General features: G+C 63.0%; 13 protein-coding genes. 6 read left to right on the forward strand and 7 right to left on the reverse strand.

Annotation, left to right across the window (positions count from 1 at the left end):
- Positions 1–86 precede the first annotated feature (86 nt).
- Positions 87–668 carry a uracil-DNA glycosylase family protein gene (locus GGQ68_RS02600; protein WP_183962827.1) on the forward strand — a complete coding sequence of 194 codons (582 nt, stop codon included), beginning with the start codon at positions 87–89 and terminating at the stop codon, positions 666–668.
- On the forward strand, positions 665–1,456 hold the full coding sequence (locus GGQ68_RS02605) for an SseB family protein (RefSeq protein ID WP_183962828.1): 792 nt from the start codon (positions 665–667) through the stop codon (positions 1,454–1,456). Before GGQ68_RS02600 ends, GGQ68_RS02605 begins: the two co-directional genes overlap by 4 nt.
- Here GGQ68_RS02605 and GGQ68_RS02610 read toward each other — a convergent pair.
- The 5 genes from GGQ68_RS02610 to GGQ68_RS02630 all read right to left on the reverse strand — a co-directional run bounded on the left by GGQ68_RS02610 (position 1,453) and on the right by GGQ68_RS02630 (position 7,437).
- On the reverse strand, positions 1,453–2,442 hold the full coding sequence (locus GGQ68_RS02610) for a P1 family peptidase (RefSeq protein WP_183962829.1): 990 nt from the start codon (positions 2,440–2,442) through the stop codon (positions 1,453–1,455). The two genes, GGQ68_RS02605 and GGQ68_RS02610, sit on opposite strands and share 4 nt — an antisense overlap.
- 170 nt (positions 2,443–2,612) lie before the next feature.
- Positions 2,613–4,169, reverse strand: a complete 1,557-nt coding sequence (locus GGQ68_RS02615) for an ABC transporter ATP-binding protein (protein ID WP_183963008.1) — start codon at positions 4,167–4,169, stop codon at positions 2,613–2,615.
- 11 nt (positions 4,170–4,180) lie between these two features.
- Complete coding sequence (locus tag GGQ68_RS02620) at positions 4,181–4,996, reverse strand: ABC transporter permease (RefSeq protein ID WP_183962830.1); 816 nt, start codon at positions 4,994–4,996, stop codon at positions 4,181–4,183.
- Complete coding sequence (locus GGQ68_RS02625) at positions 4,993–5,946, reverse strand: ABC transporter permease (RefSeq protein ID WP_183962831.1); 954 nt, start codon at positions 5,944–5,946, stop codon at positions 4,993–4,995. The genes GGQ68_RS02620 and GGQ68_RS02625 overlap by 4 nt, the downstream gene beginning before the upstream one ends.
- 21 nt (positions 5,947–5,967) lie before the next feature.
- Positions 5,968–7,437, reverse strand: coding sequence for an ABC transporter substrate-binding protein (locus GGQ68_RS02630; RefSeq protein WP_183962832.1), 1,470 nt, complete (start codon positions 7,435–7,437; stop codon positions 5,968–5,970).
- Positions 7,438–7,603: 166 nt separating this feature from the next.
- On the opposite strand from GGQ68_RS02630, the gene GGQ68_RS02635 reads away from it, so the two are divergent.
- The 3 genes from GGQ68_RS02635 (at position 7,604) to panC (ending at position 10,721) form a co-directional block, all read left to right on the forward strand.
- The gene (locus tag GGQ68_RS02635) at positions 7,604–8,842 is read left to right on the forward strand and encodes a hypothetical protein (RefSeq protein WP_183962833.1); all 1,239 of its coding nucleotides are present in this window, start codon (positions 7,604–7,606) and stop codon (positions 8,840–8,842) included.
- Between the two features lie 173 nt (positions 8,843–9,015).
- The gene (gene panB / locus GGQ68_RS02640) at positions 9,016–9,843 is read left to right on the forward strand and encodes a 3-methyl-2-oxobutanoate hydroxymethyltransferase (RefSeq protein WP_183962834.1); all 828 of its coding nucleotides are present in this window, start codon (positions 9,016–9,018) and stop codon (positions 9,841–9,843) included.
- A complete protein-coding gene (panC, locus tag GGQ68_RS02645; protein WP_183962835.1) occupies positions 9,840–10,721 on the forward strand; it encodes a pantoate--beta-alanine ligase in 882 nt (293 codons plus the stop codon). Before panB ends, panC begins: the two co-directional genes overlap by 4 nt.
- A gap of 83 nt (positions 10,722–10,804) precedes the next feature.
- On the opposite strand, the gene GGQ68_RS02650 is transcribed toward panC, so the two are convergent.
- Together GGQ68_RS02650 and GGQ68_RS02655 are read right to left on the reverse strand one after the other, a co-directional pair.
- The gene (locus GGQ68_RS02650; protein WP_183962836.1) at positions 10,805–11,404 is read right to left on the reverse strand and encodes an MlaC/ttg2D family ABC transporter substrate-binding protein; all 600 of its coding nucleotides are present in this window, start codon (positions 11,402–11,404) and stop codon (positions 10,805–10,807) included.
- A 55-nt stretch (positions 11,405–11,459) separates the two neighbouring features.
- Positions 11,460–12,209: an MlaA family lipoprotein gene (locus tag GGQ68_RS02655; RefSeq protein ID WP_183962837.1), complete on the reverse strand. Its 750-nt coding sequence runs from the start codon at positions 12,207–12,209 to the stop codon at positions 11,460–11,462.
- 204 nt (positions 12,210–12,413) lie between these two features.
- Between GGQ68_RS02655 and GGQ68_RS02660 the strand changes: the two genes are divergently transcribed.
- Positions 12,414–14,147 (forward strand): type I secretion system permease/ATPase, encoded by a 1,734-nt coding sequence (locus GGQ68_RS02660; protein ID WP_183962838.1) that lies wholly within the window; start codon positions 12,414–12,416, stop codon positions 14,145–14,147.
- The last annotated feature ends 73 nt before the right edge of the window (positions 14,148–14,220 follow it).

Below are 14,220 nucleotides of genomic sequence, written 5' to 3' on the forward strand. Positions count from 1 at the left end.
AATGAGTCGCGCAAGTCTTATTTCGCCATCTCTCGAAATAAGGTGCATCCCTTGCCTCGCTCCGATCGTCACCCATCTTGCGTGCAATGGACGCTTTGCTTGCTGAAATCCGTGGTTGTCGTCTTTGTGCTGAACGGTTTGCGCAGACCGAAACGGCGCACGCACCGCGCCCCGTCGTGCGGGCGCAGCCCTCCGCAACGCTGCTGATCGCGGGACAGGCGCCGGGCGCGCGCGTCCACGCCTCGGGCAAGCCCTTCACCGATCCCTCCGGCGATCGTCTGCGCGATTGGCTGGGGCTGGATGCAGAAACGTTCTACGACGAGAGCCGCGTGGCCATTCTTCCCATGGGGTTCTGTTTCCCGGGCTATCGCAAAGGGGCCGATCTTCCGCCGCCCGCCATTTGCGCGCGGACATGGCGCACACAGCTCATGGCGGAACTGCCGAACATTCGCCTGACCCTGCCCATCGGCGGCATCGCGCAGAAATGGCACCTTGGCGTGAAAACCGGCGTGACAGAGACCGTCGCCCACTGGCGCGACCACTTACCTGACGCGATCCCCTTGCCCCATCCGTCCTGGCGCAATACGGCATGGCTCAAACGCAATCCGTGGTTTGGCGAGGATCTCCTCCCCCTCCTGCGGTCCCACGTTCAGGAGGCCCTGAGATGACCGAGACAACCCAGCTGGATCAAGCACTTGCCGCGATGGAGGCCGCGCCGGACGACGATGCAATCCGCCTGCGCTTTTACGACCGGCTTGCCTCGTCCGAGCTGTACCTGATGCTGGAGAAGGAGCCGGAGGGCGACAACATATCGCCCGAGGTCTTCGATATCGCGGATGCACGTTTCCTTTTGGCCTTTGACCGAGAGCACCGGCTGTCCGATTTCGCCACCCGTGCCGTGCCTTACGTCGCGCTGTCGGGTCGGGCGCTGGCCGGGATGCTGGCAGGGCAGGGTATCGGCATCGCCCTGAACGCAGGCACCGCCTCGGAAACCCTTCTGCCGCCAGAGGCGATGCACTGGCTGGCTGACACATTGGGTCAGGCACCGCAAACGGATGAGGCCCGGATCGAGCGTCTGCACGCCCCCAAGGGGTTGCCCGAGGTGCTGTTGACCACGCTGGACGCCAAGCTCGCCACCGCCGCCGGCCTGGCCGACACCGCGTGGCTTTCGGGCGCCACCTATGAAGGTGGGGCCAAGGGGCACATCCTCGGCATCATTGGTGCGCCAGAGGGGGCGGAGCCGGCTTTGGCGGGTGCCGTACAGGAGGCGTTGGTTTTCTCAGGGCTGGAGGCCGGGGCGATCGACGTCACCTTCCTGTCGCAGCACGATCCGTTGGCAGCGGAGCTCGCGCGCACGGGACTGCGCTTTGATCTTCCCAAGCCGCCGGAACGCAAGGTGGAAACCGTGCGCCCCGCGCCCGGTTCCGATCCGGACAAGCCGCCGATCCTGCGCTAGGAAAGCGTCTCGCGAAGCGTTGGCAAGGTGTCTCCGGGCTCTGGCTTGGCCTCCCATATCGCGCGTGCAATGGCGCGGGACAGACACAGGCTTGCGGCATGGCTCAGCATGGCCAAAGCCACGGGGTCGACCTCCTGCGCGCCGGTCGAGGCGGCAAACACCAGATCCCCGTCCATCGGCGTATGCGCTGGCAGGATGGCCCGGGCGATCCCGTCATGGGCCGCAACCGCCAACCGATGACACTGCGCCTTGTCCAGCCGCGCGTCTGTGGCCACGATGGCAATGGTGGTGTTCCCTTGCGCGGCCATCGCCTGCACCTTGCGGCTGGGCAGAATGCGCCAGGACGGCTCCGGATCGACACCCAAACCGCCGAATTCCCCCGCGATTTCCAACGGCGCCGCGTGAAAATACCCTCCCGAAGGGGTCGTGACGCTGCCCATCGGGTTCACGGCGACCAGCGCTCCCACTGTCACCCCGTCCAACACGAAAGACGCGGAGCCCAGCCCGCCTTTGTGCTGTGCGGTCTGCGCCCCCGCGCCAGCCCCCGCCGTTCCAATGGCAAAATCGGCCTCTGCCGCCGCCAATGCCGCGCGGCCCAACGCGGGGTAGGGGTTGTCACTCCACGCCTTGTCGCCCCCGTTCAACAGGTCAAAAAGAATCGCGGCAGGCACGATGGGGACACGCGCGGACAGGACCTCGAACCCGCGTCCCTGCGAGTGCAATTCATCCATCACGCCCTGCGCCGCCGCCAGGCCAAAGGCGCTGCCCCCTGACAGGACCAGGGCATCCACGCCGGGCGCGCTCTTGTCCGGTGCAAGCAAATCCGTCTCTCGTGTGCCGGGCGCGCCGCCGTGTACCGCGACAGACGCCACCATGGGCGCATCCGCTGTAACCACGGTGACGCCGGATCGCAGCATTGAATCGTGTGCATTGCCGACCTGCAAGCCGGGAACATCGGTGATCAGATTACGTGGGCCGGGAAGCATGAAAGACCTTTCGAACGCGTGGCGCATATCTGCAACTTAAACGGATCGGCGCACCAAGGAACATCCGCAGATCATCAAAAATCGCACCATGAGGACGTCTGCGGCCCGATGTTGGATCCGTGGCGCGATACAGCTCTTTCGGCAGAGGTCGCAATCTGCACGTGCTGCTTTCAAACGCCTCTTGGCGCAGCGGCCAGAAGTCGCCGGGTGACCGGATGGGCCGGGCGGTCGAACAGCGCCTGGGTTGCGGCATCCTCGACGATCTGCCCTTTGTCCATCACCAGAACCCGGTCGGTGACCGAACGGACCACCGACAAATCATGACTGATAAACAGCCAGGCAAGGCCCCGTTTGGCCGACAAATCGGCGAGTAGGTCCAGCACCTTTGCACGCACCCGCACATCAAGCGCAGACACAGCTTCGTCCAGCACGATCAGCTCCGGTGAGATGACGAGCGCCCGTGCAATGGCCAGCCGCTGCCGTTGCCCGCCCGAGAACGCGTGAATGTGCTTTTCCGCGTCGTCGGGGGACAGTCCCACGTCGGTCAAGGCCCGGGCAATGGAGGCATCGACGTCGCGACGCGACGGGCGGTGGTCAAGAAGGTGCAGCGGTTCCGCCAAAAGACGGCGCACGCGGTGGCGTGGGTTGAAACTGCCGTAAGGGTCCTGGAATACGACCTGTATCCGCTGCCGCGCCGCTCGCGTGTTGATCGCCGCGCCGTCCAATGTGATCTCGCCCTCTGCCAGCGGTTGAAGCCCCAACAGCGCGCGGGCAAGGGTGGACTTGCCACAGCCGCTCTCCCCCACCAGCCCGAGCCGCTCGCCTTTTCTGATATCAAAGCTCACCTTCTGCACCGCAGGGACCGGCGCTGGGCCGCGCAGAAGGCGACGCGCTGCGGGGTAGGTGATGGTGACATCGCGTGCGGCCAAAAGCCTGCTCCCAACGGCACGCGGCGGCAGTTTGGTGCGATGCGCCGACGCCGCCAACAGGCTTTGCGTATAGGCGTGTTGCGGCGCCGCCAAAAGTGTCGCGGTCGGCGCGGTTTCCACCACGTGGCCCTTGTTCATGACGACAATGCGATCCGCCATATCCGCCACCACGGCCAGATCATGCGTGATCATCATCAGCGCGCTGCCGTGTTGACGTGTGAGGTCCTTTAGCAGCGTCAGGATCTGCGATTGCGTGGTGACATCCAGTGCTGTGGTCGGTTCATCCGCGATGATCAGCTTGGGACGCAAGGCCACGGCCATGGCGATCACAACCCTTTGCCGTTGGCCACCCGACAGCTCATGCGGATAGCGCGACGGCGGCAGATCCAGTCCCACTCGGTCGAGCAGCGCGGCCAGGTCTGGCGGTGGCGCGCGATGGATGGCGCAGACCTCCGCGATCTGTTGGCCGATGGTCTGAAGCGGGTTGAGCGCGGTCATCGGCTCTTGGAAGATCATCGACATATGACGCCCGCGCAATGCCGCGCGCTGCGGTTCCGCCAACGGCAACAGGTCTTGTCCGGCAAAACGCAACGTCCCGCTGATCTGCGCGCGCGTGGGCAGCAGACCCATGGTGGCCAAAGCGGTGAGTGACTTGCCCGATCCGGACTCGCCTGTCAGCGCCACGACTTCGCCGGCCGCAATATCCAGCGATACGTCGTGCAGCAGACCTCGTCCTCTGATCGCCACGGACAGGTCGCGCAACGACAGCAGTGGGGCCGCGGCCTCGGCGTGTGGCATCCGATTCACACTCACGCGCGGATCACTTTCAGACGTGGGTCCAGCGCATCGCGCAGACCGTCGCCCAGCAGGTTCAGCCCCAAAACGGTCAGCACGATGGTCAATCCCGGGATCAAGGCCACATGCGGCGCCAGCGTCACCAGGGTTTGTGCGTCGGCCAGCATTCGGCCCCAACTGGGGGTGGGGGGCTGCGCGCCAAGGCCAACATAGCTCAGACCGGCCTCGGCGAGAATGCCGAGCGAAAACTGGATGGTGCACTGCACGATCAGCAGGTTGGTGAGGTTGGGCAGGATATGTTCCACGCTGATCCGTCCCGCGCCCTTGCCAAATGTGCGCGCGGCGAGGATGAACTCTCGTTGCCAAACCGGCAGCGCGGCCCCTCGTGTCAGGCGTGCAAACACCGGAATGTTGAAGATGCCGATGGCAAGGATCGCGTTCAGTGCAGACGCGCCAAAGCTTGCTGTAATCAGTATCGCGATGACGAGGCTGGGGAAGGCGAACACAAGGTCCGACAGACGGGAAATCGCCTCATCCACCAGACCTCCACGCCGTGCGGCGGCGGTCAGCCCCAGCGGCACACCCACGCCTGCGCCTATGCCTACGGCCACCAGCGCAACGGCAATCGAGGTGCGTGCGCCCAGCATCAGCATCGAAAGAATGTCCCGGCCAAAGTGATCGGTGCCCAGCCAATGCGCGCCGGATGGCCCTTGAAGCCGGTCGGGAATACTCATCTGCGTAATGTCGTAGGGCGTCCAGACCAGCGACAGCGCCGCACCTGCCAGCACCGTCAGGGTCAGCACCATACCAAGGATCAGCGCGCGACTCATGCGCGGCGGCCTTGGCGACGCAGCCGAGGGTCGGCCACCGCATAGGCCACATCCGTCAGAAAATTCACCACGATCACCGCAAAGACCAGCAGCATGGTCACGGATTCCACGGTGATGAGGTCACGCTGAGAAATCGACTGAAAAATCAGCCGGCCCAATCCCGGCAGGTAGAACACCTGTTCGATGATGATCGCTCCTGCCAGCAAAAAGGAGAATTGCAGCCCCATCAGGGTCAAGACCGGGATCAGCGCATTGCGCAACCCGTGACGGCGCAGCGCTTGGCCGGGGGTCAGTCCCTTGGCCCGCGCGGTGCGGATGTAATCCTCGTGCAGCGCGTCGATCAGCGAGGACCGCAACACCCGCGCCAGAATGGCGGCCTGCGGCAGGGCCAGCGCAATGGTGGGCAAGGTCAGCGCCCGCAAGGCTTGTAGCGGCTGATCCCAGCCGGGAAAGCCGCCGGAGGGAAAAATCCGCCAAGTGATCGCAAAACCCAACACCAGCAGCATCGCAAACCAGAAGTTTGGCACCGCCACACCCAGTTGCGCCGCGCCCATCACGGCCACATCGCCGGGCTTGCCCCGGCGGGAGGCGGCAAACAAACCGGCGGGCAGGGCGACCGCCACCGCCAGAACCAGCGCCATTACCGCCAAAGGCAGGGAGACGGTCAGGCGATCCGCCACCATATCCGCCACCGGGGTGCGGTAGGTATAAGACGTGCCGAAATCACCGCCCAGCATCCCCGTGATCCAGTGCCAGTACCGGGCCGGGGCGGGCAGATCCAATGACAGCTCGGTGCGCAGCGCGGCAAGGGTTTCCGGCTGCGCATTGATCCCCAGCATGTAGGCGGCAGGATCGCCCGGCGCGATTTCCACGACAAGAAAAATCACCGCACTGGCGGCAATCAAGCTGACGCCAAGCGACAGCAGGCGGCGGGCAAGGTAGAACCACATGCGACAGGTCCCGGAGCGCTGTTATTGCGTCCAGCGCACAGCCGTCAGGTCCGTGGCCTGCGTGGGCTGGTTTTGCCACAGGCCCTCCAGGCGCGCATCAGCCACCGTGGGAAAGGCGAGCTGGAACAGATATGCGTTGACGTGATCCTCGGCAATCATGCGCTGGGCGTCCTGCAGCAAGGTGGTGCGCTCCGCCGGATCCGAGGTGGCGCCAAGCGCGTCGAATACGGCGACCAACTCCGGCGCGCCATATTGGAAATAGTAGTCGGGCCGCGCGTAAATGCTGATGTCCATTGGCTCCGTATGGCTGACGATGGTCAGGCCGAAGTCCTTGCCGCGAAACACTTCTTCGAGCCACTGCGCCCATTCGAGGTTGGTGATCTGCGTCTCGATCCCCACGGCACGCAACTGCGATGCGATGATCTCCCCGCCCCGGCGTGCATAAGACGGCGGCGGCAGCTTCAGCGTGGTCTCGAACCCGTCGGGATAGCCCGCCTCTGCCAGCAGCGCCTTCGCCTGTTCGGGATCAAAGGCCGACAGATTGGTCAGGTCGAGGTAATCGGGATTGTGCGGCGCGAAATGCGTGCCGATGGGGGTGCCATAGCCATACATTGCGCCGTCGATCACGGCCTGCCGGTCGATGGCATGCGCCACGGCCGCACGCACCTTGGGATTGTCGAAGGGCGCCTCACCATTGTTCATGGCAAGGATCGTCTCGCCTTCGGTGGACCCCACAAGAACCTGGAACCGCGGATCGGCCTCGAAGATGGGCAGGTTTTCAGGCGCGGGGAAGCCGGCGAAGGCGTCCACATCCTGCGCCATCACCGCAGCAAAGGCCGCCGTCGGGTCGGAGATGAATTTGAACGTCGCCTCCGTCAGGGCGGGGGCCTTCCCCCAGTAATCGTCAAAGGCGGTCAGCGTGATGCTGTCGCCCTGCCGCCAGTCAGCAAAGCGGAACGGGCCGGTGCCCACGGGCGCGCTCTTTATGGTCTCAATGCTCTCAGGCGCGACGATCACCGCATCGCCCCAGGCAAGGTTGAACAGCAGGTTGCCCTCCGGCTTTGACAGGGTCAGCCGCACGGTGCGGGCGTCAACCACCTCCACCGTTTCGATCGCCTCGAAAAGTGGCTTTTGCGCGTTCACGCTGTCGTCTGCCCGCGCCCTGTCGAGCGAGAACTTCACATCTTCGGCGTCAAAGCTGGTGCCATCGTGAAAGGTCGCCTCCGCCAGGGTGAAGGTGTAGGTCAGCCCGTCGTCAGAGATCTCCCAGCTTTGTGCCAGCGCGGGCTGCACGGCGCCGGTCTGGTCGAAGCGGGTCAACCCTTCGAAAACATTGGCATATAAAACACTGTCGATGGCCCCTGCGGCGGCGGACGTCGGATCCAGATGCGGGGGTTCCAGTTGCAAGGCGATGGTCAGGTCGGTCTGCTGCGCCGCGGCCGCGCTGGCGGACAATGCAAATGCGGCGACAATGAGGCGGCTGAAGGTCATGACGAGGCGTCTCCCGTAACGTGGTTACGTCAGTGTTGAGGCTTTCGCGCCGCCGCTGCAACCGTGTTGCGATATTCGTCTGTCGCGAAAACTCCCGTTGCGCGCCATGGTTGTGCCGCGATTGCGCACGATATCCTGGTTAATCGACGGTGAAGGGGGACCGGGAATGCTGGCAGCAATGTTGAATCTCGTGACAACGACAAAAGGACAGTGCCATCGCGCGCCTCCCGTCTCCGACGGGATCACGCTTGCCTTCCCGGAGGTGCATTTTGCCGTCCCGCCCGTGATGACGGTCGCCCAAATACCCCTGCCGTGTCGCGCGCTGGGCGCGTTGCCCCATGACCCCAACCCGGTGTTGGAGGCGCTGGCCGATGCCTTTGCCACGCTGACGCAACAGGGGCTGTATCACCATGACGAGCTTCACCCGGCCATGCTGCGCGCCGCGATGGTGGACCTCTATCGCCGCGAGGTTCTGGCCGGGGGCCACGCGCGCTTTGTACGCACGATCATCGCACTTGGCCTGGGGAATGTGGCGGTGCGCCACGTTGTCCAGGGGCTGCGCGCGCTCAAGGCGGAACCCTACGAAATCCTCGCCCGCTCTATGGCAAAATGGTGCAAGGCGCATGGTTATGTGGAGATCCCCGATGATGTGCCGGCGCTTGACCGTCTGGATATCCCCTTCGCACGTCTGAACCGTATCGCGCCGCTGGGTGTGCGCATCGCGCGCTGGATGGCGGAGCATCCAGATCACGTCGTTATTCCGGACCGCCACTGGAAGGGGGCGCTGGGCCACTATTGCGACGATAACGTGGACCGTGCGCGTCGTCTTGAACAACGTGATTTCCACAAGATCGCGGCCCGGTTCGAAGATCGTCACACCATCGCCATCGCCGAGGCGCTGCGCCTGCTGAACCGGGGTGATGTGATCCGCCAGATGGATCGGCCCGTGCATAGCTGGACCGGCGCGACACAAGCCACGACCCAAACCGTCCAACTGGATAGCGGTGCGACGCTGATGGCTGTCACCGATGATGCCGGTCTGTCGCTCTTTGCCATGCCAGACGCCGAGGCAGCGGACATCATCGCCGACGACCTGCTGATCTATCTCTCTGATGCAGAGATCGCTGCTCGGTGCACACACCTTGGGCAGATGCATCTCGCGACCGCGCTGCATGTCCTGGCCAGCCGCCATGCGAATGTCAGAAACCCGCGGTTCGGGCGGCTGTCCCTGCCGGACCCGTCGGATGACACCACTGTGCATGTGACACTGACCGACGGGGAGCAGCGCTTTGACTTACGCCTCACCCCGTCTGGAGCGACCCTGAAATCGGCACAAGACGGCGTGCATATGTATTTGCCACGTGGGCAATTGACGCCCTATTCGGCGCGCCTTGCCCACCGCTGATACATGTCTGACGCCGCGTTTCAGTCTCGGAGCTTCCTGTGTGTGTCACCAAATGATATGTAGCGCTGCGCTGCGGCATGTGATACGTCCGCGCAACTTTATGACGCGTGGCGCGTTTCTCACGACATATCGTGAGCCGTGCGCTGCCGTCGTTTTGGAGGGAGGAGCCAAGCATGAGCACCACTGGACAGTCTCGGGCCAAGACGCCTGAGGACATTCGAAACGCCAAAGGCGGCGCGCCTTTGGTGAGCCTGACGGCCTACACGACGCCGATGGCGCAGATGATGGACGATCATGTGGATTTCGTCCTTGTGGGCGACTCCGTCGGGATGGTTCTGCATGGGCTCGAATCCACTCTTGGCGTCACGATGGAGATGATGATCCTCCACGGCCAGGCTGTGGCGCGTGGCCTGAAAACGGCCATGATGGTCGTGGACATGCCCTTCGGATCTTACGAGGAAACAAAAGAACAGGCCTTCCGCAACGCGGCCCGCATCCTGCGCGAGACCGGCGCACCGGCAGTCAAGCTCGAAGGTGGGGTGGACATGGCGGAAACGATTCGCTTTCTCACCGCGCGCGGTGTTCCCGTGATGGCGCACATCGGCCTGACACCACAATCGATTCACACGCTTGGTGGCTACAAGGTGCAGGGCCGCGGTGCAGCGGCCGGCAAGTTGATGGCCGACGCCCGCGCCGTCGCGGAGGCCGGAGCTTTTGCCGTGGTTCTGGAAAAGGTGCCACAGGGCCTTGCCGATGCGGTCACCGCGCAGCTGAAGATCCCGACAATCGGGATTGGCGCATCCGCGGGCTGTGACGGCCAGATCCTCGTGGTCGATGACATGCTGGGGCTGTTCACGGCCTTCAAGCCGAAGTTCGTCAAGCGTTATGGTACATTGGGCGAAGACGGAGAGGCCGCCATTGCGGCCTACGCGGCCGAGGTTCGTGCGCGCCAATTCCCAGGGCCCGAGCATGTCTTTTCTGACGTGGAACGCTCCGCATGACCCGGCAGGATCAGATCGTCTTCGATCACGCTGCCCGAAATCCGCAGATCATCCGCAGCCTGCGGGACCTGCGCACAAAGGTTGCTGAATGGCGCAAGGACGGCGCGCGCATTGGCGTCGTGCCCACGATGGGCGCGCTGCACGACGGGCATTTGTCGCTGGTGAAGGCCGCCAAGCACGACTGCGACCGGGTGATCGTGACGCTCTTCGTGAATCCGGCGCAGTTCAACAATCCCTCCGACCTGGACAGCTATCCGCGCACGGAAGACAGCGATTGTGACAAGCTCGCGCCATTTGCGGTGGACGTGCTGTATGCGCCGGATGTGGATCAGATGTATCCGACGGGCTTTGCCACCACCGTATCGGTGAGCGGTCTGACCGACGTATTGTGCGGCGCGCACCGTCCTGGGCACTTCGATGGCGTGGCCACGATCGTGACCAAATTGTTCATGCAAAGCGGCGCGGACAAGGCCTATTTCGGTGAGAAGGACTTTCAGCAATTGCAGGTGGTGCGCCGCATGACGCGCGATCTGGATCTGCCCATTGAGGTCATCGGATGTCCCACCGTACGCGAGCGCGACGGGCTGGCCATGTCTTCGCGCAATGAGCGCCTGTCTGACACGGCGCGGGGGCAGGCTGCGGGCCTGATCCGGGAAATGCGCCGGATGGCCGAGGGTCTGCGCGCGGGGGGCGGGGTCGCCGACCTGCGGGCCGTGGCCGAGGCACAGTTGCTGCAAGACGGTTTTACAGAGGTCGACTATCTCGATCTGCGAGGGGCAGAGGATTTGGAATGCCAGGAACGCCTGTCAGGCGAGGGTCGCTTGTTCGCCGCCGCATGGATTGATGGCGTGCGCCTGATCGATAATATCCCAGTGTAAGTGTCGGGATGGGGGCGGACGCTGTCTGGCTACGCCAGAGGCGCCCCGCCCACCATCCCGCAGAACAGCCCGCGCGTTTCGCGTCACCCCGCCTTGCGCAGATCTGCGATCATGGCGTCGATGTTGCCGCGCCGGCGATCCAACATCGCGCCAACTTCTGTCCTTTCGGTCAGAAGCATATTGATGCCTTCGATAAACATGTTGAACATCAGGGGTTTGCCAGCGCGGTCGGAGACGTGGAACGTCACCTCAAAGGGGGCTTGCCCCTTCAGGTATGCCATCGTTTTTACCTCGTAATAATTCTTCACCGCACGGACGCCCTGTACTTCCAGCCGTCCACCGATGAATTCGCGGAAACGAGAGCCATATTTGCGCGAGATATAGCCGGTAAAGGCATCGGTAAACGCCTTCTTTTGTGCGGCCGATGCGCTGCGCCCATCCGCCCCCATCGCATAGGCGGCAATGTAGGAGGTGTCGGCATATCGGCGGAAGATGCGTTCGAAATCACCATACATGGCCCCCGGCGATTTGCCGGACGCGATAACGGAATTGACCTGTCCGACCAGCCCCTCCACAAGGCCGCGCGCCTGCGAATCGTTCAGCGCCCAGGCGGGCAACGGGGCTGCAACGGTCAACGCGCCTGCAATGGTCAAAAAATGGCGGCGGGTAAAGAATTGGTCCATGTAAAAGCACTCCTTCGGGTCAATCAGCGGTCTTGTCCGCAAGAATCGTCGAGGCTCAAAATCCAGACGTATCCAGCGCCATCGGGTCAATCTCCTCGGCCTCTGGCGCGGTTTCGCCCAATTCGAACCTGCGGTTCTGCAAATAAATCAGCCGCATCTGCGCATAACTGTCGGCGCTATCATACAGCACGGACTCAACGGTGTCCGAATATTCGCTGCGCGAGATCAGCTTGTCGGCGATATTCGCAGCAGGGCCCAGGTATCTTTCTGGCGCGGGCACGATATAGCTGATCGGGTTCGTGAACAGATCCACCACGCGCCCGGTGGCGTCTCGTTCGGTTGACGGACCCAGGAGCGGGAGCTCCACATAGGCCCCTTCGGGCAAGCCCCAGACCGCCAATGTCTCGCCAAAATCGCTTGTGTCTTCCACCAGGCCCCATTCAGAGGCAGGGTCCATCACGGTCAATCCAACGGTTGTGTTCAAGGCAAACCGTAACGTGTTTTTCGTCGCACGCCACAGGCGCAATTGAAGCAATTGATTTACAATTGTTTGCGGTGTTCCTGCCGTGTCGGCAAAACCAGCCACGGCCAGCTTCGTGCCCTGAGGCAATCCATCTGACAGGCCGGTGCCGTTGTCCTTGAGCAATCTTTCATCGACCCGCCGGTTGAAATCGTGAATGCGACGATTGGTGCCCTCTTGCGGATCCCATATGCCATCGGGGGCCTCTCCCGGTCCGGGAGTGGAGCATCCGGCCAATACGATGGCCACCATCAGGCTGGCCAAAACCCCACGTCGTGCGGTCATATCTTTCGCCCCCAGCAAAAACCTTTGGAAACCTATCATATTTCCTTACAAGACTCTTTAATTTGATTTTGTATTGTGCCCAAGAAACCGGGCTCAATTCCAGTCTCATGTGGCACAATGGCGACAAGGGGCACGGGATTGTCTTAAGATTTTTGCAGCACGTAGTCGGCAGTTAACGTATTTTGTGGGGGCCAGAGGGGCATTATGAGTAGCCAGACAAAAGACACCGGGCGAGAGGAGCTGCGCGCCGCACGCCGGCAGTCGCGGCAATACTACTGGTTTGTGGGGATCTTCAGCGCCTTGGTGAACCTGCTGATGCTGACGGGCCCGATGTATATGTTGCAGGTGTACGACCGGGTGTTGGGGTCGCGGTCGGTGGCGACGCTTATTGCGCTGACGGTTCTGGTGATCTTTCTCTATTCGATGATGGGCCTGCTGGATTATGTGCGAGGGCGCGTCATGGGCCGTGTCGCTGCTCGTTTTCAGGCGGCGCTGGATTTGCGGGTTTTTGACGCGGTGCTGCGGCGCGCGGCGGTGCAGCCTGATGAGTTGTCTCAAACCGGCCTGCGGGATCTGGAATCCGTGCAGCGTCTGATGTCCTCGCCCGTGCTTTTGGCGGCATTCGACATTCCCTGGACGCCTGTCTTCTTGTTCGGTTTGTTCATCTTCCACCCTTGGATGGGGTCTCTTGCGGTGGTGGGCGGTGGCTTTCTGATCTGCGTGACGATTGCCAACCAGATCATCTCTCGCGACCCCACACTCAAAAGCAACATGGCGGTGATGCAGGCCGAGCGCACCTCCGACCAGATCCGCAGTGAGGCAGAGATGGTGCAGGCATTGGGAATGCGCAGCGATGCCTTCACCCGTTGGATCGGGGCGCGTGGACAGGCCCTGTCGGGGCAGATCACCTCTGCCGACATCACGGGTACATTCACGACGTTCACCAAAGCCTTCCGCATGTTGCTGCAATCGCTGATGCTGGGGCTCGGGGCTTACCTGGTGCTGCAGGGCGAACTCAGCTCCGGCGCGATGATCGCCGGGTCAATCCTGATGGGCCGTGCCCTGGCGCCGATCGAACTGGCCATTGGCCAATGGCCGCTGGTGACACGGGCGCGCAAGGGGTGGGACAATCTTGCCCAGCTCCTGACCGAAGTCCCCGCGGAGAAAGAGCGCACAGCCCTGCCCAAACCCGCCGCGCGGCTTGACGTGCAGCAGGCCACGGTGGTCGCCCCGGGTGAACAGCAGGCGGCGCTGAGGATGATTTCCTTCAACGTCAATCCGGGCGAGGCCATCGGTGTGATCGGCCCGTCCGGCTCCGGCAAATCCACGCTGGCGCGGGCGCTCACCGGGATCTGGCGACCCGCGGGTGGTAAGATCCGGCTCGATGGCGCATCGCTTGATCAATACGGGCCAGATGTCCTCGGCCACCACATCGGCTATCTGCCGCAGCGCGTGACGTTGTTCGACGGCACCATCGCGGAAAACATCGCCCGCCTGTCACCGCAGCCGGATGCCGGAGCCGTGGTCGAAGCAGCCAAGAAGGCCGATGCCCATGACATGATCCTCAAGCTGCCGCAGGGCTACGACACGCGCGTCACCTCCATCGGGGGGCGCCTGTCCGGCGGGCAGATGCAACGCATCGGTCTGGCGCGGGCGATGTACGGCGACCCGGTGATCCTTGTGCTGGATGAACCGAACTCGAACCTCGACAACGAGGGGTCGGAGGCGGTGAACACTGCCATCAAGGGGTTCAAGGCGGCGGGCAAATCCGTGCTGATCATGGCGCACCGACCTGCCGCCATCAAGGAATGTGACAAGTTGCTGATGCTGGAGGCCGGTCAACGGGTGGCCTTTGGACCCAAGGACGAGGTGCTGCAACAGATGGTCAAAAATCATCAGCAGATCCAAAAGGCGGCAACGCCGGGAGGGGTGAGATGAGCGACGCCGACAACCCAAAGGGCAACCGCCCGACGCAGCCCGCCCCAGAGGGCAAGGCCATCCTGGGAAAGAT

This window comes from Sagittula marina (assembly GCF_014196795.1).
Taxonomy (GTDB): domain Bacteria; phylum Pseudomonadota; class Alphaproteobacteria; order Rhodobacterales; family Rhodobacteraceae; genus Sagittula; species Sagittula marina.